General features: G+C 35.0%; 26 protein-coding genes, 2 tRNA genes and 1 pseudogene. 21 read left to right on the top strand and 8 right to left on the bottom strand.

All coding sequences use genetic code 11. The annotated features are described in order from the left end of the window. The first annotated feature begins 3 nt into the window (after positions 1–3). The 13 genes from rplO (at position 4) to ACQH1X_RS02750 (ending at position 9,838) form a co-directional block, all read left to right on the top strand. A complete protein-coding gene (rplO, locus tag ACQH1X_RS02690; protein WP_265025661.1) occupies positions 4–474 on the top strand; it encodes a 50S ribosomal protein L15 in 471 nt (156 codons plus the stop codon). 3 nt (positions 475–477) lie between these two features. After that, entirely contained in the window at positions 478–1,806 is a 1,329-nt protein-coding gene (secY, locus tag ACQH1X_RS02695) for a preprotein translocase subunit SecY (RefSeq protein ID WP_265035465.1), read from the top strand. Next, positions 1,803–2,444 carry an adenylate kinase family protein gene (locus ACQH1X_RS02700; protein ID WP_425386474.1) on the top strand — a complete coding sequence of 214 codons (642 nt, stop codon included), beginning with the start codon at positions 1,803–1,805 and terminating at the stop codon, positions 2,442–2,444. The genes secY and ACQH1X_RS02700 overlap by 4 nt, the downstream gene beginning before the upstream one ends. A gap of 59 nt (positions 2,445–2,503) precedes the next feature. Continuing rightward, entirely contained in the window at positions 2,504–2,872 is a 369-nt protein-coding gene (gene rpsM / locus ACQH1X_RS02705) for a 30S ribosomal protein S13 (RefSeq protein WP_425386475.1), read from the top strand. Positions 2,873–2,896: 24 nt separating this feature from the next. Further along, the gene (gene rpsK, locus ACQH1X_RS02710; RefSeq protein ID WP_425386476.1) at positions 2,897–3,283 is read left to right on the top strand and encodes a 30S ribosomal protein S11; all 387 of its coding nucleotides are present in this window, start codon (positions 2,897–2,899) and stop codon (positions 3,281–3,283) included. A 21-nt stretch (positions 3,284–3,304) separates the two neighbouring features. Next, on the top strand, positions 3,305–4,372 hold the full coding sequence (locus tag ACQH1X_RS02715) for a DNA-directed RNA polymerase subunit alpha (RefSeq protein ID WP_425386477.1): 1,068 nt from the start codon (positions 3,305–3,307) through the stop codon (positions 4,370–4,372). A 7-nt stretch (positions 4,373–4,379) separates the two neighbouring features. Next, positions 4,380–4,808 (top strand): 50S ribosomal protein L17, encoded by a 429-nt coding sequence (gene rplQ, locus ACQH1X_RS02720; protein WP_425386478.1) that lies wholly within the window; start codon positions 4,380–4,382, stop codon positions 4,806–4,808. Between the two features lie 23 nt (positions 4,809–4,831). After that, positions 4,832–5,182 (top strand): YraN family protein, encoded by a 351-nt coding sequence (locus ACQH1X_RS02725; RefSeq protein ID WP_265035468.1) that lies wholly within the window; start codon positions 4,832–4,834, stop codon positions 5,180–5,182. A 41-nt stretch (positions 5,183–5,223) separates the two neighbouring features. Next, positions 5,224–5,784: an ATP synthase F1 subunit delta gene (atpH, locus tag ACQH1X_RS02730; RefSeq protein ID WP_265025655.1), complete on the top strand. Its 561-nt coding sequence runs from the start codon at positions 5,224–5,226 to the stop codon at positions 5,782–5,784. Further along, positions 5,781–7,322 (top strand): F0F1 ATP synthase subunit alpha, encoded by a 1,542-nt coding sequence (atpA, locus tag ACQH1X_RS02735; RefSeq protein WP_425386479.1) that lies wholly within the window; start codon positions 5,781–5,783, stop codon positions 7,320–7,322. Before atpH ends, atpA begins: the two co-directional genes overlap by 4 nt. 9 nt (positions 7,323–7,331) lie before the next feature. Next, on the top strand, positions 7,332–7,826 hold the full coding sequence (gene greA / locus ACQH1X_RS02740; protein ID WP_341818333.1) for a transcription elongation factor GreA: 495 nt from the start codon (positions 7,332–7,334) through the stop codon (positions 7,824–7,826). A gap of 6 nt (positions 7,827–7,832) precedes the next feature. Then, positions 7,833–8,486, top strand: a complete 654-nt coding sequence (gene ribB, locus ACQH1X_RS02745) for a 3,4-dihydroxy-2-butanone-4-phosphate synthase (RefSeq protein WP_265035471.1) — start codon at positions 7,833–7,835, stop codon at positions 8,484–8,486. A gap of 71 nt (positions 8,487–8,557) precedes the next feature. Further along, positions 8,558–9,838, top strand: a complete 1,281-nt coding sequence (locus ACQH1X_RS02750) for a M48 family metalloprotease (protein WP_425386480.1) — start codon at positions 8,558–8,560, stop codon at positions 9,836–9,838. A 28-nt stretch (positions 9,839–9,866) separates the two neighbouring features. Here the strand turns inward: ACQH1X_RS02750 and ACQH1X_RS02755 are convergent, their stop codons facing one another. Both ACQH1X_RS02755 and fabG read right to left on the bottom strand, forming a co-directional pair. After that, positions 9,867–10,199: a TrbC/VirB2 family protein gene (locus ACQH1X_RS02755; protein WP_341818331.1), complete on the bottom strand. Its 333-nt coding sequence runs from the start codon at positions 10,197–10,199 to the stop codon at positions 9,867–9,869. Positions 10,200–10,298: 99 nt separating this feature from the next. Continuing rightward, positions 10,299–11,033, bottom strand: coding sequence for a 3-oxoacyl-[acyl-carrier-protein] reductase (gene fabG / locus ACQH1X_RS02760; protein WP_341818330.1), 735 nt, complete (start codon positions 11,031–11,033; stop codon positions 10,299–10,301). A 266-nt stretch (positions 11,034–11,299) separates the two neighbouring features. Here fabG and ACQH1X_RS02765 point away from each other — a divergent pair, with 266 nt between their 5' ends. Beyond that, positions 11,300–12,820: an HlyD family type I secretion periplasmic adaptor subunit gene (locus tag ACQH1X_RS02765; protein WP_265025646.1), complete on the top strand. Its 1,521-nt coding sequence runs from the start codon at positions 11,300–11,302 to the stop codon at positions 12,818–12,820. A 1,243-nt stretch (positions 12,821–14,063) separates the two neighbouring features. On the opposite strand, the gene ACQH1X_RS02770 is transcribed toward ACQH1X_RS02765, so the two are convergent. Then, positions 14,064–15,020, bottom strand: coding sequence for an IS5 family transposase (locus ACQH1X_RS02770; protein ID WP_264735368.1), 957 nt, complete (start codon positions 15,018–15,020; stop codon positions 14,064–14,066). A gap of 759 nt (positions 15,021–15,779) precedes the next feature. Here ACQH1X_RS02770 and ACQH1X_RS02775 point away from each other — a divergent pair. Together ACQH1X_RS02775 and gpmI are read left to right on the top strand one after the other, a co-directional pair. Next, positions 15,780–15,851 (top strand) — tRNA-Asn (locus tag ACQH1X_RS02775). A gap of 33 nt (positions 15,852–15,884) precedes the next feature. Continuing rightward, entirely contained in the window at positions 15,885–17,381 is a 1,497-nt protein-coding gene (gpmI, locus tag ACQH1X_RS02780; protein ID WP_425386481.1) for a 2,3-bisphosphoglycerate-independent phosphoglycerate mutase, read from the top strand. A 147-nt stretch (positions 17,382–17,528) separates the two neighbouring features. Here the strand turns inward: gpmI and ACQH1X_RS02785 are convergent, their stop codons facing one another. Continuing rightward, the gene (locus ACQH1X_RS02785) at positions 17,529–17,654 is read right to left on the bottom strand and encodes a hypothetical protein (RefSeq protein ID WP_425386482.1); all 126 of its coding nucleotides are present in this window, start codon (positions 17,652–17,654) and stop codon (positions 17,529–17,531) included. A gap of 45 nt (positions 17,655–17,699) precedes the next feature. Further along, positions 17,700–18,680, bottom strand: a complete 981-nt coding sequence (gene fabD / locus ACQH1X_RS02790; RefSeq protein ID WP_425386483.1) for an ACP S-malonyltransferase — start codon at positions 18,678–18,680, stop codon at positions 17,700–17,702. Between the two features lie 128 nt (positions 18,681–18,808). On the opposite strand from fabD, the gene rpmE reads away from it, so the two are divergent. From rpmE to ACQH1X_RS02805, 3 genes are all read left to right on the top strand, one after another. Then, entirely contained in the window at positions 18,809–19,012 is a 204-nt protein-coding gene (gene rpmE, locus ACQH1X_RS02795) for a 50S ribosomal protein L31 (RefSeq protein ID WP_250294634.1), read from the top strand. A gap of 38 nt (positions 19,013–19,050) precedes the next feature. Then, positions 19,051–19,845 carry an NAD kinase gene (locus tag ACQH1X_RS02800; protein WP_425386484.1) on the top strand — a complete coding sequence of 265 codons (795 nt, stop codon included), beginning with the start codon at positions 19,051–19,053 and terminating at the stop codon, positions 19,843–19,845. A gap of 83 nt (positions 19,846–19,928) precedes the next feature. Beyond that, positions 19,929–20,087, top strand: coding sequence for a hypothetical protein (locus ACQH1X_RS02805; protein WP_425386485.1), 159 nt, complete (start codon positions 19,929–19,931; stop codon positions 20,085–20,087). Here ACQH1X_RS02805 and ACQH1X_RS02810 read toward each other — a convergent pair. Further along, positions 20,041–20,792, bottom strand: a pseudogene (locus ACQH1X_RS02810) (IS5 family transposase). The gene ACQH1X_RS02805 and the pseudogene ACQH1X_RS02810 sit on opposite strands and share 47 nt — an antisense overlap. Before the next feature lie 66 nt (positions 20,793–20,858). Here ACQH1X_RS02810 and ACQH1X_RS02815 point away from each other — a divergent pair. After that, positions 20,859–22,169 (top strand): hypothetical protein, encoded by a 1,311-nt coding sequence (locus ACQH1X_RS02815; RefSeq protein ID WP_425386486.1) that lies wholly within the window; start codon positions 20,859–20,861, stop codon positions 22,167–22,169. A 751-nt stretch (positions 22,170–22,920) separates the two neighbouring features. On the opposite strand, the gene ACQH1X_RS02820 is transcribed toward ACQH1X_RS02815, so the two are convergent. Continuing rightward, the gene (locus tag ACQH1X_RS02820; RefSeq protein ID WP_425386487.1) at positions 22,921–23,517 is read right to left on the bottom strand and encodes an RDD family protein; all 597 of its coding nucleotides are present in this window, start codon (positions 23,515–23,517) and stop codon (positions 22,921–22,923) included. Between the two features lie 24 nt (positions 23,518–23,541). Then, a tRNA-Leu gene (locus ACQH1X_RS02825) sits at positions 23,542–23,624 on the bottom strand. 114 nt (positions 23,625–23,738) lie between these two features. Here ACQH1X_RS02825 and ACQH1X_RS02830 point away from each other — a divergent pair. Beyond that, a complete protein-coding gene (locus ACQH1X_RS02830; RefSeq protein ID WP_425386488.1) occupies positions 23,739–25,190 on the top strand; it encodes a replicative DNA helicase in 1,452 nt (483 codons plus the stop codon). Positions 25,191–25,259 lie beyond the last annotated feature (69 nt).

Below are 25,259 nucleotides of genomic sequence, written 5' to 3' on the forward strand. Positions count from 1 at the left end.
AGTATGAATAATGCTGTAAAATTAAACTCTATATTTACTAAATTATCTAAGAAAAAGAAGCCTAAGTTGCTGGGTAGAGGTATCGGTTGTGGTAAAGGTAAAACATCCGGTAGAGGGCATAAAGGGCAAAAGGCTAGAAGTGGAGTTTCCATAAATGGTTTTGAGGGTGGACAACAGTCTATATATACTCGTTTGCCTAAAAGAGGTTTTAAGCCTATACGTAGGAACATATACTCTATAATTAATGTTGGCGATATACAGCGCTTAATGGAAGCTAAAAAAATAGTGAAAGACTCTGTTATAGATAAGGAGAGGCTGTATAAATTAGGTTTTATAAAGTCTATTAAGAATAAAATTAAACTTCTTAATAAAGGTAAGTTGAGCGAAAAATTTGTGTTTCATGTTGATTTTGCGTCAGAAGCTGCAAAAAAATCTGTAGCTTCAGTTGGTGGTAGTGTGGAAATACTATCGTAAATTATGGGCAATAAATCCGCATTTAATAGCTTGGATCCTACGTTGTTATATAAAGGCGATTTATTAAAACGTATATTTTTTACGCTAATAGCTTTAATTTGCTATCGCTTGGGTACTTATGTGCCTATCCCTGGAATTAATCTTGATGTAATTAATGATATATTTCCCAAAGAGGGCTCAGGCGTTTTTGGAGTATTTAATTTATTTTCTGGTGGTGCATTGGCTAGAATGACAATTCTAGCATTGAACGTTATGCCATATATAATGGCTTCTATCATTATTCAGTTGCTTTCTTCTGCGATTAAAGGAATGAAGGAAGTTAAGAATGATGGAGAGTCAGGCCGTAGAAAGATGAATTCTTATATACGCTACCTGACCATAGTAATTTGTGTATTTCAATCAATTCCAATTTTGGTTGGATTGGAAGGGATGAATAGGGAAGGGGTATTGGTTGTAATCGAACCTGGTGTTATGTTTCGTACAATAGGTGTTTTTAGCCTTTTAGGTGGAACTATGCTTTTAATATGGCTTGGTGAACGAATCAGCGCTAGCGGTATAGGCAATGGTATCTCATTAATCATTTTCACGGGCATAATATCAGAGTTACACAGCGCTTTGTCATCTTTGTTAACGTTAAATAAAAACGGTAGCGTATCGTTATTTATTATCCTTTTTGTTTTGATATTGTTTTTTTTACTGCTACTCTTAGTCATTTTTGTAGAGTCTTCTTATAGAAAGGTTATTGTTCAACATCCTAAAAAGCAATTTAAAAGATTACATAATGACGATTTTACTTATATTCCATTGAAGATTAATTTATCTGGTGTAGTACCAACCATTTTTGCTAATGCAATTTTATTGACACCTATTTCAATTGCAAATTTCTATAAGGGGCACGCTTTTTCCGATTTTATTTTGAATTACTTTATGGCAAATAAAGTAGTATATATTGTAGCCTATTTGGTGCTGATAGTATTTTTTAATTTTTTCTATACCAATTTTATATTTAATCCAGAGGAAAACGCAGATTTTCTTAAAAAAAATGGTGGTTTTATACCTGGTAGAAGGCCTGGGAAACATACTTCTGATTACCTTCAAGATATAGTTTTTAAGTTGACATTCATTGGCTCTGCGTATTTGGTAGTTATATGTACCGTACCTGAAGTTATGAGATATTATTATGATATACCATTTATTTTTGGTGGAACGAGCTTGCTGATTATAGTGAACGTTATTACTGATACTATTGTGCAAATACAATCTTATATTTTTTCGAATAGGTACGATAGCTGGATAAAGAAATATGAGTCTAAAACGAGGAAAGTAAGATGATCATTACGATTTTTGGTCCTCCAGGTTCTGGTAAAGGTACTCAGTCAAGCTTGTTAATAGCAAAATATAATTTAAAATTAATTTCAGTAGGGGATTTATTAAGGAATATTATATCTAGCAGTAGTGAGTTAGGTGAAAAAATAAAGGGTACCGTAGAATCTGGTAATTTAATTCAAGATGAAATTATATGTGGATTATTGCGTGACCAGCTTGCATCAATGGATGGTAATTGCTTGTTAGACGGGTTTCCGAGAAATTTAAACCAAGCTCATTTCTTGACTCAAATTTTGCAGGAGAAATATAGTACAGATGTTGATATTGTAATTGAGATGCAGCTTGACGATAATATTGCAATCGATAGATTAAAAAATCGTCTTGCGTGTTTGGACTGTAAAAGTATATATAGTATATCTTCTTTTAAGAGTACTACTTGTGCTAAGTGTAAAAGTACGAAGTTAGAGAAAAGAATTGATGATGCTGATATGTCTGCAATTAATAAGAGAATAAGTGAATATCACCTTCAAATGAAAGGTTTACGCGAGTATTATAAAGGCAAATTATTAACAATTGACGCTAATTTGAGTGTTGATGAGGTAACGCAAGAGATTGAAAGTAAAATTTCTTGTAATTTGGTTTGACTCTGAGTTGTTTTATGGTATAAATTAAGAGTTGTTATTAATAAAGTATCGAGGTACCAGTGGCACGTATTGCAGGCATAAATATTCCAGTGAGGAAATGTGTTCCTTTTGCATTAACTTATATATATGGTATAGGTATTGCTACTGCGAATGTAATTTGTCACGCTTGCGAAGTTGATAAGCGCGAACGTGTTTCAGAATTACGAGATGAAGATATAGAAAAGATCAGCAGTTTCATTAGACAAAATTATGTTATAGAAGGTGAGCTCAGAAAAGAAGTGGCTATGAACATAAAATCTTTAGTGGAAATGGGATGCTATAGAGGAGTGAGACATAGAAAAGGTTTACCTGTGAGAGGGCAAAGGACTCATACTAATGCTAAGACTCGTAAAGGTAGATCTCGGTTGCCTATTGCTGGGAAAAAATAAAATTTATTATTATTGTGAGTTTTAATGAAAAAAGTCAAAACGGTTGGTAAGAGTACAAAAGAGTTTATTACTGGTGTTGTTCATATTCGTGCAACTTTTAATAATACTTTTGTAAATGTAACTGATGTTCATGGTAATACGCTATGTCAAACTTCTGTGGGTGTATGTGGTTTTTCAGGTTCGAGAAAATCCACACCTTATGCTGCAGGTAAGGCTGCGGAGGCTGCTGCGAAGAAGGCAATGGAGAGATTTGGTATGAAGGTTGTCTCTGTAATAATTCGTGGTCCTGGCTTTGGTACCGAAGCTGCGGTTAAAGCACTTCAGAGCTGTGGGTTGACTGTGACTTCAATTGCAGATAAAACCGCAATTCCTCATAATGGGTGCAGGTTAAGAAAAAAAAGAAGAGTATAGGATATTTGAAAAGGTTGTTTTATGTATTATAATAATGATGTTTCTCTCTGTAGCAATTTAGATAAATTGATTAAACCTAGTTCAGTTAAGGTAATATCAGATGATTCCAGTGAAAAAAGTGATATAGTGCTAGAACCGTTGGAAAGTGGTTTTGCTTTAACATTAGGTAATGCATTAAGACGTGTAATGTTATCTTCTCTTAAAGGTAGTGCTGTTTATGGAATAAAAATTGAAGGTGTAACTCATGAGTTTACTTCAGTTCAAGGGGTGAGAGAAGACGTAACTGATATAGTATTAAATATGGGCATGTTGAGGTGTAAATTAAATGGTGCTTCTAATAAATGCTTAAATTTAAACGCTAAAGGGCCTTACCAGGTATTAGCTGGGATGATAGAAACTGATGATCAATGCTCTATTGTTAATAAAGATTTATTAATATGTACGCTGGGGCAAAATGTAGAGCTTAACATGACCATATATGTGGCTAGCGGAAAAGGTTATCTTCCTGTAATTAAGTATAAAGAAAATGAACTTTTGAAGCTTATGAGTGAACAGGATTTAATTGGCTTTATTCCAGTTAATGCTTTGTATAGCCCTGTCAACAGGGTTTCGTACAGGGTAGAGAACAGTCGTGTTGGCCAAGTGACTGATAAGGATAAGCTGATATTGTCAATTGAAACTGATGGTACAATCTCTCCGAGTCAAGCTGTTGACTCTGCTGCAAGAATATTGCAGGAGCAACTTCAGCCCTTTATTAGTTCTGATGTAAGTTATAAAAAATCGCAGGTTTCTTCGTCTAGTGGTGCTAAAGATTTGGGTTATGACCCTGTCTTATTGCGTAAGGTAGATGAAATGGAATTATCTGTCAGATCTCATAACTGTCTGAAAAACGAAAATATCACTTATATAGGTGATCTTGTGCAAAAGACAGAAGGTGAAATGTTAAGAACTGCTAATTTTGGCAGAAAGTCTTTGAATGAGATTAAGGCAGTTTTGGCTAATTTTGGCTTGTCTTTGGGTATGAATGTGCTAAATTGGCCGCCTAAGGATATAGATGAGTTGGCTAAACAACATACTGATGAAGATTAGGTGATATATGAAACATGGAATAAAAAAACGTAAACTATCTCGTTGCACTGAACATAGATTATCGACGTTAAAGAATCTATCTATCTCATTAGTTAACCATGAGCAGATTGTAACTACTTTACCAAAAGCTAAGGAACTTCGTCCATATGTCGAAAAGTTTATTACAATTGCTAAGAATAAGAATACTTTACATGGTAGAAGACTTTTGCTTTCACGCCTTCATAATAGTAAGTTAGCAGTTGATAAGTTATTAAACGTCTTAGCCAGCCGTTATCAAGATCGTAAAGGTGGGTATTCTAGAATAATAAAATTTAGCACTCGAAAGGGTGATTGCGCTTCAATGGCAGTGATAGAACTGGTTGATAGGGATATTGCAGCAAGAGGTAAGGTTTATAGTAAAAATAAAGAAGGAGGCAAAGTAGTTACACAAAGTTAATTGTTATCATAATTGTTCTTCTTATGGTAAGTAGGTTACGCTACTTTGTAGGTTACTTTGGCGAGTTATTAGTTTTAGTATATTTAAAACTGAAATGGTATAATGTTATAAAACGCCGTTACCGTTGTAAGTTCGGTGAAATTGACTTAATTGTATCTAAAAAAAAGGAGCTGATTTTTATAGAAGTTAAAACAAGTTTACTTGGAAAAGAAATACCGATATCTCATCTTCAATGTCATTCTATTATAAATTCTTCTAAGTATTTCTTAAGTAAAAACCTTAGTTTTTTAGATTATTCAGTCAGATATGATTTATATTTTCTTTCCTTAAAGAGAAGACCTGTTTATATAAAAAATGCTTGGATTGAAGAATGAAAGATTTGTAGCTGAATTAATTTAGATTTACTGGATTTAATATGAAAAAGACCCAATACAATAATTTAGTTTCATCTTACGCTAGAGTGCTGTTTCATGTCTCAGGAAGCAGGTTAGGTATTATAAGGAAAGAAGTAGAATTTTTGTTGGCTTTTTTTAAGGATCAACGTGATGTTTTTGTGTACCTATCTCATCCTATGATTTCTTTTGCACACAAAAAAGAAGTGATGCTTTCTATAAATGAGCACTTGAGTGAGAATTTAGTAAAATTTATTATGGTTATATTTGCAAATAAACGCTCTAGTTTATTGATCCTTATATTAGAAAAATTCTTAAGTCTTGCAAGAGAAAATGAAAATGAATTCGAGATTACTATAAAGTCAGCAGAAACTTTAAAGGAATCTGATATAAAAATAATTACTGAATCTTTGAGCTTTCTTGGTAAAATAATAAAAGTAAGCAATGTGGTTGACCCTTCTATACTAGGTGGCTTCGTAGTTAGGTATGGTTTTAATTTGATCGATGCTTCGCTAAAAAGTTGCTTGGATAGGTTAGTTGAATTAAGTAAAATGGAAATATTAAAAGTAAGGAATTTTGTATGAAGAACAGTATGAATGTTTCTGAGATAGCAAGTATAATAAGAGAAAAGGTTGAGACGTTTGATAATCCTATAAAGCGGGAAAATATAGGTGAAGTAATTTCAGTAACAGATGGTATCGCATTGGTTTATGGACTGGAAAAAGCAAAATTCGGTGAAAAGGTATTTTTTGCAAGCGGTGTAGAAGGAATAGTTCTTGATTTAGATCATGATACGGCTGGAATAGTTGTACTTGGTAATGACCGTGATGTGAAAGAAGGGGACGTTGTAAAATGTAGTGGTGATGTTGTGCAGGTGCCTATAGGGCATGAATTGTTAGGGAGAGTTGTAAATGCGTTGGGCCATCCTATAGACGACGGTGGGGAAATTAGAGCCAAAAACAGAATGGATATAGAATCTAAAGCGCCAGGCATTATTGATCGTAAGTCTGTGCATGAGCCACTGCAAACAGGAATTAAAATTATAGATTTGCTAATTCCAATAGGTAGAGGGCAGCGTGAATTAATTATTGGTGATAGACAAATTGGTAAAACTACTATTGCGCTTGATACTATTATCAATCAGAAAAAGATTAACGATGAGGTAAACGAAAATCAAAAAGTTTACTGTGTTTATGTTGCTATTGGACAAAAAATTTCAACAGTAGCAAAAGTGGTAAATAAGCTGAAAGAAAGCGGAGCATTAAAGTATACAACTGTAGTTGTGGCTAGTGCATCTGACTGCGCGCCTATGCAATTTTTAGCACCTTATGCTGGTTGCACTATTGGGGAATTTTTCCGTGACAATGGAATGCATTGTTTGATTGTATATGATGATTTATCTAAGCATGCTGTGGCATATAGGCAGATGTCTTTATTGCTCAGACGTCCTCCTGGTCGTGAAGCTTACCCTGGAGATATATTCTATGTACATTCTCGCTTGCTTGAAAGAGCTGCTAAAATGTCTGATAAAAAAGGGCAGGGGTCTTTAACTGCTTTGCCAATTGTCGAAACTCAAGCTGGTGATGTATCTGCATATGTGCCAACAAATGTTATTTCAATTACCGATGGGCAGATCTTTCTTGAGTCTGAATTATTTTATAAAGGATTTCGACCTGCAGTAAATATAGGTTTGTCAGTTTCACGGGTTGGTTCTGCTGCACAACTAAAGTCTGTGAAGAAAGTTGCTGGTTCTATTAAGCTAAGCTTAGCTCAGTATAGAGAATTAGAAGATTTCGCAAAATTTGGTTCTGATCTTGATGCTAGTGTTCAATTATCCTTGAGTAAGGGTAAATATCTTGTCGAGTTATTAAAGCAAAAACAACATTTACCTATGTCAATAGAAGAGCAAGTAGTGCTGATGTATATTTTTTCTAACCTGTATAATCAGTTAAGTAAAATACAAATAAGTTACATTAATAAATTTGAACATGATCTTATTAATTATTTTCATACTGTGCATCCTGGGGTTTTAAAAAAGTTGTCAAATGACATGAGTGATGATATAAAAGGTGATATTTTTAACATTGTGAGTAATTTCGTTACTCAATTTAATTGCGTTTAGGTGGTGATTATGGCTTCATCCATTATTAATAAATTTCCTATGACGAGGGAAGGTTTTGAGAATATGCAAGCCGAACTTGAAAAATTAAAGGAAGAAAAACCTTCTGTTATACAAGCTATTTCTGATGCTCGTGATCAAGGTGATTTGTCTGAAAACGCAGAGTATCATGCAGCACGGGAAAGGTTAGGTTTTATTGAAGGCCGTATAATGGAGATAGAGAGTAAGCTCTCACATGCGGAAATAATAGAAGTAAAAAATTTGTCTGGTGATTCAGTAATGTTTGGTGCAACTGTGACATTAAGCATGTTAAGTGATAATAACGGTGAAGTGGAGTATGTTTATAAAGTTGTAGGCGAATATGAAGCTGATGTTTCAAAGCAGTTAATATCTACTAGTTCACCACTCGGGAGTGCCTTAATCGGCAAAAAAGTCGGTGAGTATGTGGAAGTGACAGTGCCAAATGGAGAGAAATTGTATAAAATAGTTAAGATTGAATTTAAGTAAATTATTATGGTACAGGCCACTTATGCTTCAATGAGTCTACCCGGTATTTCTTCTGTGGAAGATGTGTTAGAGGATGCTCGTTCCGGTAAATTATTCATTTTAGTTGATGATGAAAATAGAGAGAATGAAGGTGATTTGGTTGTCTTAGCTGAAAAAGTAAAACCAGAACATATGGCTTTTATGGTTAGGTACGGTACTGGCATTGTGTTTTTAGCTATGACAAAGCTTCATATGAATAAACTAAATCTTGAGTTTATGAGAAGAAGTAATGTGGATGAAAAGCTTACTCCTCATACTGCATTTACTACGTCAATTGATGCGCGTTATGGCATTACAACAGGTGTTTCTGCTCATGATAGAACGCATACGATACTTACCGCTATTGATGAAAAGAGTACTAAAGATGATATTATTACTCCTGGGCATGTTTTTCCTATTATTGCAAATGATGGTGGGGTTTTAGCACGCAATGGTCATACTGAAGCAAGTGTTGAAATAGCAAAGTTAGTTGGCTTTAATCATGCAGCTGTAGGGTGTGAATTAGTGAATGATGATGGCTCTATGATGCGCTTACCTGAGCTGCTTGAATTTGCTGAACATCATAAAATTAAGTTAACCACCATCGACAAACTTATCAGTTACGTCAAAAAATCAAACTAGCGTTTATAAATTTGTATAATTTAAGTGTTAAAATATAAAATTCCTGTAAGTTGTACAAATACAGAATTTTCATGTTTAAAATTGCTAAGTTTTTGACTTTATTGTTCTTTTTTGCATATTATAATAATGCTTACTCTATTAACATTATTAGAGATAGTGAAGTGGAAGCAATAGTGAAAGAGCTAGCGCAACCTTTATTTTCTGCTGCGGATGTTGATAGTGACCGAATGAAGGTTTTTATAATTAATGATAATTCGATTAACGCTTTCGTAATTAGCAATAATAGTATTTTCATTCATTTAGGGCTTTTACAATATTCGGCTAAACCTTATGTTCTGCTTGGTATATTAGCACATGAAATTGCTCATATATCTGCTGGTCATATATTGAAAATGAGTGGTGCTATGGGTTATTTTCAATCAATAGCAATGATTAGTTATATGGTAGGATTAGTTTCTAGTATTATCATTAATCCTCAGATTGCTGGTGCAATTTTGCTTAGTGGTGTAGCGCTTAGTTCAAGGCTGTTTTTTAACTATTCTCAAGAGCAAGAAAGTGTAGCAGATAGCTATGCTTTAAGGTATCTTGATGAATCTGGCTATGATAATTCAGGTATGAAAGAGATTTTTGACTATTTTAAAAGTATTGAGCATGAGAACACCGAGGAATATTTCCGCACTCACCCACTTAGTGATAAACGCATATTTGCTGTGCAAAATTATAAGGTTAAAAACAATGTAAAACCAATTTTTGCGGATAAATTACTAAAGTTTGAGCGTGTGGTTGCAAAGCTAGACTCTTTCTTTACTCCTATTCATGTGTTATCTAATAAATATGAAGGTAATTCTGAGTATGTAAATGCTATAGTTTACTATAGGCAAGGAAAGATAGAAGAGGCTATAGCTAAAGTTAATTCATTGATTCAAGAATCACGCAATGACCCATACCTATATGAATTAAAAGCAGAAATGCTATACAAGGCTGGAAATTTAAGTGAAGCAATAAAAATGTATGAAGAATCGCTTAGGTATTTATCTGAGAAGAATAGTTATTTAGTAAAACTCGCATTATCTCATACTTTATTATTACACGGTGATGCAAAAAAGGCGATTTTTTACCTGGAGCAGATTTTGAATGTAGAACCAAATAACGCCTTTGTCTGGAAATATTTAAGCATTGCATATAAATGTGAAGCTGATACGGCAATGCATTATTTTGCCTTGACAAAAAAGGCTTGTATTGAAGGTGATTTAAAGCAATTTACAAAATATGCTAGGCTAGCTGTTAAAACTCTACCAAAAGATAGCCCTTATTTGTTGCAAGTTGAAGATATGAAACGATTTAATGGATAACAAAAAAGCATTTCTGCACTTTTATGGGTTATTTTTGTCCACACTTTTCCAACATAGCTTTTGCTTCATCGCTTACGTTGGGCATAATTTTCGTTATGATAGTTTTAGCGCCAAAAAATACACCACAGAACATGCCTAGAGCAAAGAGGGCTGGCCATGGCATCCTGCCAAATATTGCAAGCAAAGCTGCACCAATTATTACTACCGTCATAAGTGGACCGCCTATCCCCCAAACATAACCAATAATATTGCATATTACTTTAGTTGTGTCATCCATATCAGAGTCAGCTGCATAACCTGAGAAAGAGAAAAGCAATACTACACAAAAAACACTAAAAAATCTTTTTATTATAGAGCTCATTTTTTTGCCTTTAAATAATAAATTAACGCAAACTTAAACCTACACTACACATTTTTTATTTTAAAGTAAAACTTATAATTTGTCCATACATAAGTGTTGCTACATAAATAACCCACCATTAATGTTAAGCACATGCCCTGTTATATATTTTGCTTCATCACTTGCTAAAAATAAGACCCCTGCTGCTATTTCTTCCCCTGTTCCCATTCTTTTCATTGGAATATTATCTAATATTTTTCCCTTTTGTCCTTCATTTAAAACTTCAGTCATTTTAGTATCTATAAATCCAGGAGCAATACAATTTACTGTTATATTACGACTTGCAACTTCTTTTGCTATAGATTTGCTCATAGCTATTATTCCAGCTTTAGATGCTGCATAATTTGCTTGCCCGGCGTTTCCTGTCAGCCCTACTATTGAGGAAATATTTATAATTCTTCCCCAATTATTCTTAATTAGTTTCTTACATGCTTCTCTACTCAGCTTAAATGTAGAGCTCAAGTTAATATCAATTACTTTTTGCCATGCTTCATCTGTCATCCTCAATAATAAACTGTCTCGCGTAATGCCCGCATTGCATACAAGCCCGTCAAAGCCTTCCATCAACTCACTTGCTCTATTTATTAGTTGATTTACTTCCTCAGCATTTGATAAGTCACAAGGGAGTATGTGTATATTTTTTTCATATTGTTTAGCAACTTCTTCAAGCACTTCTTTTTTTGTGCCAGAAATACATAAAGTTGCTCCGGCTTTATGCATAATTTTTACAATTGCTTGCCCTATTCCGCCTGATGCGCCAGTGATCAGGAACTTTCTGCTTTCCAATCCAAACATAATAACTTTATATTATCTTAACTCCTAACAGAATATTGACTGGTTGGCAATAGATTTCTTACATAATATAAGTAACTCAGATATTCACAAAATAAAGGAAAAGTTATAATGAAGTTAAACGTCAAAAAATTTTAAAAACATAGTTGATGCAGAAATTGTTACTAAATAGTTTATTCTGGTGCTCTACAGTCTAAATGGAATGCTTAAATTATGGATTCTTTGTTTTTGTGTGTTATCTTGAGTTAACACAAATTCACAGTAGTATTATGATAAGTAAGTTAAAAAAGCTTAGCGCTGGATTTTCTTTGACAGGCTTGATTGGCCATAGTGATAATATAAATATGCAAGGAGCAAAAAATAAAAAGAAGAAGTACCCAAAATTTTTGGATAAGACGTTTGCATTGATTGATGCAGTGATAAATTTTATTTTAAAACGCGAAAGTAATAACGTAAATGAAGTCCTGAAAGTAACATGGGGGCCACTATCTTTTGGTCTGATAGTGATACTCATCTTTTTTGGAATAGGCGGTATTTGGTCGGCTATAGCTCCAATTGACGGTGCGGTGCATGCAAGTGGAGAAGTTATTGTATCTTCAAATAGGAAAATAGTTCAACACTTGGGCGGAGGAATAATAAGCAAAATTTTAGTAAAAGAGAGCCAAGCAGTTAAAAAAGATGAGCCTCTAGTTTTGTTGAGTGATGTTAACGAGAAGGCGAATTTAAGTATTATCAAAGAGAAGCTCTTATCATTTTTAGCAACAGAAGCAAGGCTTCTTGCAATCAGAGTAGATTTGGACACGCTCGAGTTTCCTGATGAGGTTAAAAAATTATCTCACGATGAACTTGTAAATAAAGCGATAAAGAATCAAGTAAAGTTGTTCAACTCTCAGAGAAAGAGCATATTGGGAAAAACAGACATACTGCAACAACGTATAAAGCAGTTAAATGATGAATTAGCGGGGCTAAACTTTCAACTAAATGCAGCTCATAAGCAATATGACTTGATAACTGAGGAGTTGGAAACAAAAAGACAATTACTTGATAGTGGCCATATAAGCAAACCACACATTTTAGCTTTAGAAAAACAGTTTGCTGAAATTGAAGGCAGAGTTGGACATTACCGTTCTGCAATATCTCAAGTGCAGCAAAAAATTGGAGAGAATGAATTAGAAATTATAAACGTAAAAAATGATTCTCAAGAAAGAGCAAACGCTGAACTTAAGGAAGTTAGTACGTCTATTGCAGACTTGAAAGAGAGGCTGATGGTTGCTGAAGATTCACTGGCACGTACAATAATTAAATCCCCTCAAGATGGGATAGTTACAGATATAAGATACCATACTGAAGGTGGTGTTATACAATCTGGAGTTCCGATCATGAGCGTAGTGCCATCGGATGATGACTTAATAATAGATGCTAAAATTCAGACCAGAAACATAGAAGAGGTACTGTCAGCACAAAAGAAAGATAGCAACATAGTCTCTATTGATGGGCTAGAAGGACTAAAGGTTAAAGTCCGGTTAAGTGCTTACAGTGCACGTCGTTTAAGTTTAATTAGTGGTATAGTAAGCCATATTTCTCCTGATGCTCTTGATGATCCAAGACTAGGGCGTTATTATTCAGTGCGCGTGGTGATACCAAAGTCAGAGCTTGCTCAGTTTAAAAATGTATACCTATACCCTGGTATGCCAGCAGAAGTGTACATAGTTACTCAATCCCGTACTCTTTTATCATTCTTGTTTACACCTATAATTGCAACAGTCGATAGGTCTTTTATAGAAAGGTAGCTCACTCGTTAAAGTAAAAGTGCCGTAATAAAATTTAGGTATATAGTTAGACAATAGGCTTCTTGCACTACCTCCCAGTGTCATTCAATAGAAACGAAAAATTGCTTTACAAACTCCGCCAGCCCCCTTATCATGAAACTGAAGCTATTTATTTATCTTCGCAATCTGTGCAGGTTAGTGACAAAAAACTTAGGGTATTTGGCGTCTCATGTTTAATTTTTCGCACTACGTGCATCGCATGTCTTTAAAAATTTCTGGGTTTTTACCTATATAAGCCGAAACGCGCTTACAAAGCGTTTAAGACAGCAAAAAACGTCAAATTGACAAGGGAGAATTTGAATGCTAGCTACTACGGGGTTTCTTTGCCTTTTTTCCTGCTTGGTAAATTTCTTAAACACTTGCGGTGTAGGTTAGTTGCAAGTTAAAAGCAGCTAAATCGCTCTTAATCAAGCGTTTTAGAATAAAAAAAACGCCGATATTTTAGTACATAGTAAATAGCCAACCACCACGGGGCTTCTTTTGCCTTTTTTTTATTTGGTAGATTTCTTAAACATTTATGGCTAAACGACAACCGTCATCCCGCTAACAAGTAGCGGGATCTAGAGATACCGCGAATGAATCCATAACTGTACGAACATTGTGATTTGGGCCTACCAGAAGGGCAATGCCTCTTATCCAAGTACCCTCTTCTTGTCATTCCAGTGCTTGACACTGGAATCCAGCTTTTTCATAATCATTAAAACGTTGTATTTTAACATAAAACAGCTATTTTTATGCTCGCCAACTTAATAAAATTCCTGGATCCCAGTGGCTTTGTTGCATCGCTACTTATGAAAGGCTAACTATAGTTAGGATTATAAGCAACCTATTGAAAATCTTGTTTTTTTGCAATCAATCTGATCAAATTTAAGAATAGTAATGTATTATTTATATTAATAAATTTAATTCTATTGAAAATAGCTAAAGCATTGAAATTCTTGAATTTTAGCCGGATTAGTGAGTGGTAGTGAAATTTCTTTTACTCAAATTTAGGTATTCACTGACCGTTCTTGTTATAAATACCAGAATAATAAGCTACTGATATTCTCTATCTTTTTTATCTTTAATCCATCATAGCTAGCGATGCAACAAAGCCCACTGGCATCCAGCCTTTATTATGCAGCCACTTGGTTGAAATTAAGTCTTCTGGATCCCAGTGGGCTTTGTTGCATAGCACCTTAAGCAGTGATGGTTTACGACAAATTTATGTAATGATTTCAAATTTAGCCATACCAATATCAGTGAATTTGTTGAGCAAATAGCACTTAATTAGTAATTCTTTTTCACGATTTACTTCAGATTTATTCCTAAAGCTAAATCCAAATACTTGCTTCAACCTTGAGAAAAATCCTTCTATGTAAGATCTCTTTCCATAAATCGCTTCCTTTTTCCACTCTTTTACACCATCTTGTCCATATAATTTTATTAACCTAATAGCAGCATTTCTGTCAGACATATAATCTATTTTTGAATGTTCTGCTGCATCCTTTTTTGGTAGAACTTTTGTCTTTATATCGTATTTCTTACACAATTTATAAAGTTTGTGCCTATCGTATGCCCTATCTGCATATAATGCTTTTATTTTGTGCTGAAAATTAACTTCTTCAAGCAAATCGCAAGCTCCATAGTGGTCAGAGTAGACGCCATTACTGTATCTTGCAGCTATAGCTTTTTTACTATTCACACTTAACATAACATGTAACTTTCTTACTTGCTCGTAGCTTCGGTACTTTCTATCTGCACTGTTTTCCTTACTGTGGCCAGGAGTGTTACTGTAAATGCTGATACTTGTGCTATCTATGATAATTTCAATATTTTCCATGTTGCTTTTATCAACCCTGCAATCATTTATCTTAATATTAAGTTTTTTAAACCTTCTTGATGCTTGTGAATAGCTGATAACTGCCAAATTTTTTCCTATTTGTTGCAGATATCCTTTTATAAACCCCACCGTTTGTCTTAAACCAATTCTAAAAAGATTGACAATTATATGCACCAAAATTACGACTTTATCACTGTAAATATAGTTGCCGCCCTGCATTTTTGGACTATTTTCATACCAATTTTCGATAGCTTCATCGATGTAACGAAAAATATTTCCCCTTTTTTCAAGGAATTTGTTATATTCGTTTTGGTTACTGACTTTCATTTTCTGTGGCATATTTTTTCTTCAACAGTTAAATGGTTATTTATAATGAATTTTGTCAGTAGCTACCAGATTTTTTCGGTTGCTGTGCAACAAAGCCCACTGGGATCCAGAAGACTTAATTTCAACCAAGTGACTGCATAATAAAGGCTAGATCCCAGTGTCACGCACTGGGATGACACCCTACTAGCGGAAGTTACTCTCAAATGTTTGTTCATGTTAGCTATAAATATTAAGAAATTTACCAAATAAAAAAAAAAGGCAAAAGAAGCCCCGTGGTTATTATCCGCTTTAAAATATTGGCGTTTTTTATGTTTTAAACGCTTGACAAGCGAGATTCAGCTGCTTTTAATTGCAACTAACCTACGCTGCAAATGTTTAAGAAATTTACTAAGCAGAAAAAAAGACAAAGAATCCCCGAGTTAGCTAGTCTTTTACTATCTCTGTCGAGTATTGGCATTTTTTGATGTCTTGTAACGCTTTATAAGCGCGTTCAGCTTATTTAGATAAAAATCTAGATGTAGATGAAGTTTTGTAAAGACATACAGTATCTATATACTGCAAAAAATTGAACATAAGACGCCGATACATTAAGTAATCCTTACCTTTTAATCTGCAGATTGGCGAAAGCAAATACAATAGCTTCAGTTTCATGATAAGGGGGCTGGCGAAGGGTGTCAAGTAAGTTTTTGTTTCTATGACCAGTTGGACTCAAAGTCTACACAAAAAACGTTTACAACCAACGTTCAACGTGATAAATTAAAGACGGTTTATTCCTCGGTAGCTCAGTGGTAGAGCAGTTGGCTGTTAACCAATTGGTCGCTGGTTCGAATCCGGCCCGGGGAGCTCTTCTCTGTTAAATTCTAGTGTTAATCTTATATGGGCATTAAATCAGTCGTTTTATGTATACTAGATGGCTGGGGAAATGGAGTGGAAAGCAGTAAATACAATGCTATCAGCAACGTAAATCCACCCTGCTGGCAATATATTAGCTCTAATTATCCAAAATGCAGTTTATCCGCCTGTGGAGCTGATGTTGGGTTACCTGGTGGTCAAATAGGTAATTCAGAAGTTGGCCATATGAATATTGGCAGTGGTAGAGTAGTAATGCAAAGCCTTCAGCGCATTAATCAAGAAATCGGAACAATAGAAAATAATACAAATCTACAAAATTTTATTAGTAATCTAAAAAGTAAGAATGGCATATGCCATATAATGGGGTTGATATCAGATGGCGGTGTTCATTCGCATCAAAAGCATATTGGAGCTTTAGCAAAAAAAATATCACAGCATGGAATCAAAGTGGTGATACATGCATTTTTAGATGGCAGAGACACATTGCCGAATTCAGGAAAAAAATGCATTCAAGAATTTGAAGAGAATATAAAGAATAATGACATAAGAATTGCTACTGTTTCTGGGCGTTACTATGCTATGGACCGTGATAACAGGTGGGAGAGAACAATTGAGGCTTATGAGGCTATCGCATTTGCAAAGGCACCTCGTCATGATAATGCAGTATCGTTGATTGATGAAAATTATCAGAATAACATAACTGATGAGTTTATCAGGCCCGCAGTAATAGGTGACTATCAAGGTATAAAACCAGAAGATGGAGTGCTGTTAGCTAACTTTCGTGCTGATCGAATGATACAATTAGCAAGTATTTTGCTAGGCAAAACAGACTATATTGAGGTAGCAAAATTCTCTTCAATTCTAAGTATGATGAAGTATAAAGAAGATCTCAAAATTCCTTATATTTTTCCTCCTACTTCTTTCGTTGATACTCTAGGACAAACAATAGAAGACAACAAATTACGACAATTACGCATTGCCGAAACCGAGAAATACGCTCATGTGACTTTCTTTTTCAATTGTGGAAAAGAAGAACCTTTCCTTGGTGAAGAAAGAATACTCATTCCCTCACCAAAAGTTCAAACTTATGATTTGCAGCCCGAAATGTCAGCCTCCGAGCTCACAGAAAAGCTTGTAGAAAAAATTCACTCCCAAGAATTCGCACTGATAGTTGTAAATTACGCTAATCCTGATATGGTAGGGCATACAGGTAATATAAAAGCAGCCGAGAAAGCTGTGCTAGCTGTAGATGATTGTCTTGCAAAAGTGCTTAGTGCTGTTAAAAAGTCAAGCAACACCGCATTAATTGTCACTGCAGACCATGGTAATGTGGAATGTATGTTCGATGAGGAAAATAATACACCTCATACAGCACATACTCTAAATAAAGTTCCATTCATCGTATCTTGTAACAATCTAAAACTAAGAGACGGAAGGTTATCTGACATCGCCCCTACCATTTTACAGCTACTTGGAATTAAAAAACCTGATGAAATGACAGGTAGTTCGTTGATTGTATAATTTTTCGCATTACTTTCTAACTGGATATGCACAGCTGTTGTAGTTTGAGACACCGGGAAGGTGTCATTCCAGTGCTTGACACTGGAATCCAGATTAAAGATTAAGTTGTAATCTTATATTAAAAATAATATCTTTGATAGTGAAAGATTAGATTCCAGTGTCAAGCACTGGAATGACATCATAGGAGTTATCCGATATTGCCCCTACTATTTTACAGCTACTTGGAATTAAAGAACCTGATAAAATGACAGGTAGTTCGTTGATTTCTTGCATTACCCTCTGTCATTCCAGCTAGACGCGCTGGCAAACAGATGTGTTTTAACTTAACCCAACTTTTAAATTTTTCGCTGTTAGTACTAATGATTCATTAAAGAAGCTGTCAATATCGCCAATGCTACCTATGCTTTTCGTACTGATAGATTGGTCAATTCTTTTAACTAAATTAGATAAAACTTTATTAGGGCCAATTTCAACGAACTTGTTAATACCACAACGCGCCATATGTAAAACCATTTCTCTCCATCTCACTCTGCTTATAATTTGCTTAGCAAGCAAAGTTTTTATAACTTTGGGATCACTCTCCTCTTTAGCTGTAACATTTGATATCAAAGGAACTATAGGGCGAGTCATTTTAATACCCTTCAAAAATTCCAAAACTTTTTCATCAGCAGGTTTCATAAGAGATGAATGAAAAGGTCCACTAACCTGTAATTTAATCAATTTCTTCACACTCGAGTTTTTGAATAAATCAGGTAATATCTCAAGGACTTCTGCAGTACCACTTACCACTACCTGCCCACCGCCATTATCGTTTGCAATTTCACAAATTCCGTCAATTTTGGCTGATCTTAATATGTCTTCCACTTCATTTATCTCTGCTCCAAGCAATGCGACCATTCCGCCTTTACATTTCAGTGAAGCTTCATGCATTGCTTCGCTGCGAACTTTTAGCAGCTTGACTGCAGACTCAAGCGTTAACGCTCCTGCAGCACACAACGCTGTATATTCGCCAACTGAATGTCCACAAACATATTTAACATTGTGATCAGTGAAAAGAGATTTGCCAAACACATGCTCGATAACGCGTAGCGTCGCGATTGACACTGCCATTATAGCTGGCTGAGCGTTTTCCGTAATAGTTAATTCTTCAATAGGACCGTTGAAGATTAAATGAGACAGCTTTCTACCCAATATGCTATCTACTTCATTAAATACTTGTCTTGCAACGGAAAACTCACTATATAAGCTCTTTCCCATTCCTACAAACTGAGAGCCCTGACCAGGGAAAGCGAAAATCATGATAACTATTATTTATTCCCTATTAAGTATAACATTTTATCTATTTTTTGTCAATATTTTAGAATAATGATTGACTTAGTGAATTAAGTTCACTAGAATATTAACTGACTAAAAGTTTATAAGCAACAATGAATTATCATAAAATTATTATAGTTATGACAGATGGTCAAGAATTTGAAACTCGTTCCACTTATGGAAAGGAGGGAGACAGGGTAAAGCTTGATAGAGATCCTCTTACTCACCCTGCATGGACTGGAAGTTTGACAAGCGGGTCAGCAAGTAAAACTAGCAAATTAGCTAAGTTTAACGATAAATATGGAAGCATTTTCTAATTTTCCTCCTCTTTAAGTTTTAGAGAGTTTACTGAAGTATGCATAAATACAAAAATATAGGCTATGTTGCTTCTCAATCATCAAAATCGCAGGAAGTATCTAAACTATTAAAGAAACTTAATTTTATCAATATAACAGAAGAAAATAAGTCCGAAATTGATCTACTGATAGTTGTTGGCGGTGATGGCTTTATGCTACGCACCTTGCATAATTACGTTATAGAAAACAAAAACACACACGTATACGGAGTAAACACTGGCAATGTTGGGTTTTTGATGAATAAATGCTTTAGTTGCAGTGAAGATTTAATTGATCATATAGAGCATGCAACTTCAACTCAGTTAACTTTGCTAAAAATGGAAGCAACAGACACAAGTGGCAAGAGATATCATTACATAGCGGTAAACGAGGTATATGTTTTTAGAAAAGCAAACCAAATAGTAGAAATGAATATCACTATTAATGATAAGCTAAAAGTAGAAAAATTTAGAGGGGACGGAGTAATATTATCTACTCCCACAGGTAGCACTGCATATAACTTCTCTGCCGGTGGCCCAATTTTACCACTAAATTCAAACTTACTTGCACTGACCTCTATTAATAGCTATTACCCAAGGCATTGGAATGGAGCACTAATCTCAAATGATACGATCGTACAAATTGACATTAACGACACAAAAAACCGTCCAGCACTTGTAGTATCAGATTACAAGGAGTTTCATAATATATCACAGATAAAAATACAAAAAGACCATGAAAACACAATAACTTTGCTCTTTGACAAAGATTACCCTCTGAATGAAAGGATCTTTGATAGACAATTTCTATACTAATAATTATCCGTAAACTGGTATTTACTACATCTTAATAACTATAGCGTAATCAATGCAGCATAGTAATTAATTTTGGAGCAGATATGCATGGATTAGAAAACGGAGATAATGTCACACCAACTTCTTATACAAAAAAGGATGAAGATGGCAAGAAAGTACTGCCGACACCAGCACCTAGGCTCTGTGGACAAAATTTTAGAGAAGCCATACAAGAGCCCCGACAAAATTTAGAAAACCCATAAAAACCTCAGCCGTTTTATCGAATCTGGAAAAAATACGCCTAAAGTTCTTAATTTTACCGAAAAACACTCAATTAAATGACGCTCTTTATAAATGTGTTTATCGTAACCCCTCTGCACTTTTCGATTACGCTTCGGAGGAATAACTGCTGTACATCCCTTGCTTTCAAGACTCGTAACAAAAGCATTGCTGTCATAGCCTTTATCAGCCACTACAGTGGTATTATAGACACTTTCAGTTAATGTTGCTGCTTGTGTAATCTCATTTCTTTGACCAGGGGTCAGAGTAAATTTAAGTGGATTTCCAAGTGCATCGACAAGCGCATGTATTTTAGTTGTAAAGCCACCTTTGCTCCTCCCTAAAGCTTCTTGATCCTTGGAGTTTTTTGTATATCCAGATGAACATGGATGGGCTCGGATGATCGTACCGTCGATTATAGCAACTTCTAAATCAGGCTCTTGTTTAGTATATTCAAGCAATTTTTCCCAGACATCTCTTCCACACCATCTTTTAAATCGCTTATGTATACTCCTGTAATTACCATAAGTTTTTGGTAAAAGTCTCCATTGGCAACCACTTCGGACTATGTACCACACTGCCTCTATGAATATTCTTAAACGTTTTTCATCTTTGCTATGCATTCCTTTTACGCTTTTTATGAACTCTAAAATTTGTTTCCAATTTTCCTCTTTGATGTAATATTGCATATGGTAGTTTCTCCATTTTTTACCTATTAAGCTAAACTACCATCTTTTTCTCTCTTTTCATATTTTTTGTCCACAGAGCCTAGAAGCACAGTGCCACGAACAAACGATAAAAATGAAATTTCACACTCTACAAGTCCGTTTGATGGCGAGTCTGATGATAAAGAAACAGCAAACTTAAATATGGAAGGATCAGTTGGTGATGGATCAGAAGAACCTATTTATGCAACTATAGACCCAGATACAAAATCTTCGAAAAAGAGTTTAGACAGTGGAATAGATGGTCAAAATTCAATTCTAAGCAGATCACCTTCTCAAGAGACAGTATTTGATAACTCTGAGAATCTTGATCTTGATAAAACATTAACACGGTTAAGCGGAGAATTGAGTAACAAACTTAGCAATACGTCTTCAACTACTTTACCATCATATATGAGCGCGGGCGACTCTAAAAAGTCTTTGCTTACAAATAGTGAATCTGACATAAATGACGATGCAATTTTAAAAAATAAAAAAACAAACAGATTCTTGCCAAGAGCAAAATATGCCATGCAGCAGAAGGGCTTTATAATTTTTACTGCCACTGCTATTATACTCAGCACATCTGCAGCTTTATTATACTTACAAGATAAAGCAAAATTTATTGCATTTTTTACAAACAGCCCAAAATATATCACTATACCAGTTATCGCACTTGCTGCGGTGCTTGCAATTAGTCCAATACTTTTTGCAATAAAGCAATTTAGAAATACTGCAGAGCATAAAACTCAAGGAAAAGATGCAGATGAAATTTTAGATAATGTGTTGGGGTGTCAGCCAGAAAATAAAGCTATAAAATCTGTAAGACTGGAATATAGCAATAACACTCATTCAAATTTTGTATTTAATGCTTTGGAATCTGAAAACGACTTCATGAACATTGACAAAAAAGTAATTAGTAAAACTAGTAAAATAGAATCAGTAATTAACAATAGGCCACTATTTACTGCATTACTGACCGGTGTAGTTGCTGCAAATATAGCACTTCCTCTATTATTGTATGCGGAAGGCGGTGTTAATAACGTACAAAAATTTTACCAAAACCCTTTGACTAATAACATAGGATTATCATTACTTATAGGTTCAGGTGTATTTGCATTATTAATTATATGTTCTGGCGTGCATTATTATAGAAAAACAAATTGCACTAACCTTATATATTCTCAGGAAAAGATTGATCCTGAAAGCGTTAACAAGAAATTCATTGAAGAAATAAAACAAGAAAGAACAGAGGTTCTTGGAGAAAACCACAGTAAAGACGCTAAACGCAGCAGCTTAACGCTTGAGCAAGTTGTAGTCCAATCTCATAATTGTAAGGATGTTGTTTATAGTGTCGGTTAATAAAATGCATGATATAGCTAGTGCAACCCTACGTCATACCGCCGCGGTATCTCAAGCATAGATTCCGCTAACAAACAGCGGAATGACGGTTGTCAGGCTAGCTGTCATCCCAGTAGCTGACGCTGATTTCCATCCAAGAGGGTGTCATTCCAGTGCTTGACACTGGAATCCAGCTTTTTCATAATCATCAAAACGTTGTACTTTAGCATAAAACGGCTACTTTTATGCTTACCAACTTAATAAAATTCCTGGATCCCAGTGTCTGGGCACTGGGATGACAAGAGAAGGTACTGGGATGACGGTTGTCGTTTAGCTACAAACGTTAAGAAATTTACTAAACAAAAAAAAAGGCAAAAGAAGCCCTGGTCATTGTCTATTTTCAGTATTTGGCGTTTTTTAAGCCTTAAACGCTGCAATTTAGCTGCTTTTAAGTGCAACTAACTTTAGCTAAAATGTTTAAGAAATTTACTAAGCAGAAAAAAAGGCAAAAGAAACCCCGTGGTAATTAGTGTTCACTCCCTAATCCTGCAAATTGGCGTACTATACTGTCTTAAACGACTTATAAGCGCGTTTCAGCTTATATAGGTAAAAACCTAGAAATATTGTGAAGACATAAGGTGCACATAGTGCAAAAAATTAAAAATAAGACGCCAACTACGTTGTTTTCTTGCTGTTTAATCTGCACAGATGAAGATAACTGAATACCTTCAGTTTCATGATAAGGGGGCTGGCGAAGGGTGTCAAGTAGTTTTTAGTTCTGCCTTCTAAGGCTTTTACTCGTGACAACCACTGTGCTTGCGATCTTGTCGTGCCAAGTTTGACAGCGTTTGTTGAAATTTGACCATATGAAGCCTAGAAATAATGGTGCAACTGACAATATAAAGGAAAAAAATCTCTTTGTTGCTTGTCTTAAAGTTATCTTTTCGAAAGTTTGTGCATCCACAACTCTAAGCCCAAGTAATAGTTTTCCAGGTGTAGCAGCAAACCTTACCCACATATATGTTACATAGCAAAAGAGCATAATGCATTGGACTATTTGATTTAGGATTAGTAATTTTATAAGTCTACTCTGCGTTGTCTTTTCTTCCGCAGACAGTGGTGCTTGCATTTGGGATTTTGCAGCAATTTGACTTAATATTTTGCTATCCTCTGAGTTCATAAAGAGCTGATTTAAGGCTTGGCTGCAAAACTGCAAGAACAAGACAATAATAATCAAATCAAGCAATACTGATATATAGCGCCTGAGGCCCGTTACATAACATATTCCATTTTCATCTTTCTTTACCTTTTGAATAACATTTATAGAAGAAAAAATAGAAAATAAACGATCAAAAAATTTATGTAACATATATACACTTTCCAATATTTAACGTGCCCCTGGCCGGACTTGAACCAGCATGCTTTTGCAAGCAGCAGATTTTGAGTCTGCCGTGTCTACCATTCCACCACAGGGGCATTAAGTTTTAATGCTATAGGCAACACGGAATTAGTCAAATTTTTTTGCCTTTACATCTTTCAAATGAGGACTAAATATTCTACAATAATCAACAGTTACTCTCAAAACTTAAAATGAATGAATTAGCTAGTCTCCTCAGTTCAAGAAGTGTAGACAAGGAAATATGTAAATTACCGCATAATTTAGAAGCCGAGCAAATGCTTATTGGTGCAATGATTCGTGATAATAGAATCTGTGATGCAGTTGAAGACACAATCACGGCAGAGAATTTTTATGATCCATTACATCAAAGTATTTTTACGCAAATATCCAAAACCAGAAAACACGGCATAATTGCCAATGAACTCAGCCTAAAAATGTTTTTTGAGAACGACCAAGCATTTACCGAATGTGGTGGGGTAGAGTACTTAGCAAAGCTTGCAGCTAAAGCAAGTATTGCACTTGATATCTATAGTTTGACTAGAATAATCCGTGACACTTACTTAAGGAGATGTTTAATTAAGCTCGGGCAAGAAATAGTTGGTGATAGCTACAACTACGATATTGAAAACCCTGCACAGGCGCAAATTGAACAAGCAATGACAAAATTGTTCAACTTAGCAATAAAAAAACAAGGTGAGAAAACATATATAAAACTTGCAAGTTCAATTAAAGACGTAGTTGAGAAGATCAGCACGCTGAAAAATAATCCAGAAGCGCTGGGCGTTACAACCGGACTTCAAGATCTAAATCAGCTTCTTGGTGGTTTGCAGAAATCTGACCTATTAATTCTAGCTGCAAGGCCTTCTATGGGTAAAACAGCATTGGCGCTAAACATCGCACTTAATGCTTGTAAGATGTTGCAAAAAAGAGCAGATAAACAACACTATGTAGCGTTTTTCTCGCTTGAAATGTCAGCAGAGCAATTAACTGCAAGGCTGATCACTATAGATTCAGGGATTAGTTATTATAAGGCATTAACCGGGAGAATTAGTGATTTTGAATTGCATGAATTTATCAATACTAGTACAGAATTGTCTGAACTGCCTTTCATCATAGATGACACCCCTGCGCTATCAATTAGTGCCCTTCGCACCAGAATACGCTTGCTGTATCAATTATATAATGTAGAAGTGGTATTCATTGATTATTTGCAGCTAATCAGAGGAACAACAAAAAGGAGTAATGAAAATAGAGTGCAAGAAATCTCGGAAGTAACGCAGGGTTTGAAAGCAATTGCAAAGGAGCTAAATATTCCCATTGTTGCACTATCTCAGCTCTCTCGTTCTGTTGAGCAGAGGGATGATAAAAAACCACAACTTTCTGATTTACGTGATTCAGGAAGCATAGAGCAAGACGCAGATATAGTAATGTTTCTCTATAGAGAAGAGTATTATGAACTAAGAAAACAGCCAAATGAAGGGAACAATAAACATCGGGAATGGCAAGAGAAAATGGAAAAAATTAGAAACATTGCAGAGCTCATTATTGCAAAGCAGAGAAATGGACCAATTGGCAGTGTGAAGCTATATTTTGACTCTAACAGAGGTTCATTTAAAGATTACACGGAGAGGCATAGTTTGTAGCTTGGCAGCAATCTTCTTGTTCCCAAGTTCATTGATTATTTTTTTATGTAAAAAGTTAACTTGACAATT

This window comes from Wolbachia endosymbiont (group A) of Barypeithes pellucidus, from assembly GCF_964030885.1.
Classification (GTDB): Bacteria; Pseudomonadota; Alphaproteobacteria; order Rickettsiales; family Anaplasmataceae; genus Wolbachia.

Excerpts from the sequence above, each read along its gene's own strand:
- rplQ (WP_425386478.1), top strand. The coding sequence starts at position 4,380 with ATGAAACATGGAATAAAAAAACGTAAACTATCTCGTTGCACTGAACAT.
- fabG (WP_341818330.1), bottom strand. The coding sequence starts at position 11,033 with ATGTTTGGATTGGAAAGCAGAAAGTTCCTGATCACTGGCGCATCAGGC.
- ACQH1X_RS02715 (WP_425386477.1), top strand. The coding sequence starts at position 3,305 with ATGTATTATAATAATGATGTTTCTCTCTGTAGCAATTTAGATAAATTG.
- ACQH1X_RS02750 (WP_425386480.1), top strand. The coding sequence starts at position 8,558 with ATGTTTAAAATTGCTAAGTTTTTGACTTTATTGTTCTTTTTTGCATAT.
- atpH (WP_265025655.1), top strand. The coding sequence starts at position 5,224 with ATGAAAAAGACCCAATACAATAATTTAGTTTCATCTTACGCTAGAGTG.
- ACQH1X_RS02830 (WP_425386488.1), top strand. The coding sequence starts at position 23,739 with ATGAATGAATTAGCTAGTCTCCTCAGTTCAAGAAGTGTAGACAAGGAA.
- fabD (WP_425386483.1), bottom strand. The coding sequence starts at position 18,680 with ATGATTTTCGCTTTCCCTGGTCAGGGCTCTCAGTTTGTAGGAATGGGA.
- ACQH1X_RS02820 (WP_425386487.1), bottom strand. The coding sequence starts at position 23,517 with ATGTTACATAAATTTTTTGATCGTTTATTTTCTATTTTTTCTTCTATA.
- rplO (WP_265025661.1), top strand. The coding sequence starts at position 4 with ATGAATAATGCTGTAAAATTAAACTCTATATTTACTAAATTATCTAAG.
- rpsK (WP_425386476.1), top strand. The coding sequence starts at position 2,897 with ATGAAAAAAGTCAAAACGGTTGGTAAGAGTACAAAAGAGTTTATTACT.
- ribB (WP_265035471.1), top strand. The coding sequence starts at position 7,833 with ATGGTACAGGCCACTTATGCTTCAATGAGTCTACCCGGTATTTCTTCT.
- ACQH1X_RS02785 (WP_425386482.1), bottom strand. The coding sequence starts at position 17,654 with ATGCAAGAAATCAACGAACTACCTGTCATTTTATCAGGTTCTTTAATT.
- secY (WP_265035465.1), top strand. The coding sequence starts at position 478 with ATGGGCAATAAATCCGCATTTAATAGCTTGGATCCTACGTTGTTATAT.
- ACQH1X_RS02805 (WP_425386485.1), top strand. The coding sequence starts at position 19,929 with ATGCATGGATTAGAAAACGGAGATAATGTCACACCAACTTCTTATACA.
- greA (WP_341818333.1), top strand. The coding sequence starts at position 7,332 with ATGGCTTCATCCATTATTAATAAATTTCCTATGACGAGGGAAGGTTTT.
- ACQH1X_RS02800 (WP_425386484.1), top strand. The coding sequence starts at position 19,051 with ATGCATAAATACAAAAATATAGGCTATGTTGCTTCTCAATCATCAAAA.
- gpmI (WP_425386481.1), top strand. The coding sequence starts at position 15,885 with ATGGGCATTAAATCAGTCGTTTTATGTATACTAGATGGCTGGGGAAAT.
- ACQH1X_RS02755 (WP_341818331.1), bottom strand. The coding sequence starts at position 10,199 with ATGAGCTCTATAATAAAAAGATTTTTTAGTGTTTTTTGTGTAGTATTG.
- atpA (WP_425386479.1), top strand. The coding sequence starts at position 5,781 with ATGAAGAACAGTATGAATGTTTCTGAGATAGCAAGTATAATAAGAGAA.
- ACQH1X_RS02700 (WP_425386474.1), top strand. The coding sequence starts at position 1,803 with ATGATCATTACGATTTTTGGTCCTCCAGGTTCTGGTAAAGGTACTCAG.
- ACQH1X_RS02765 (WP_265025646.1), top strand. The coding sequence starts at position 11,300 with ATGATAAGTAAGTTAAAAAAGCTTAGCGCTGGATTTTCTTTGACAGGC.
- rpmE (WP_250294634.1), top strand. The coding sequence starts at position 18,809 with ATGAATTATCATAAAATTATTATAGTTATGACAGATGGTCAAGAATTT.
- ACQH1X_RS02725 (WP_265035468.1), top strand. The coding sequence starts at position 4,832 with ATGGTAAGTAGGTTACGCTACTTTGTAGGTTACTTTGGCGAGTTATTA.
- ACQH1X_RS02770 (WP_264735368.1), bottom strand. The coding sequence starts at position 15,020 with ATGCCACAGAAAATGAAAGTCAGTAACCAAAACGAATATAACAAATTC.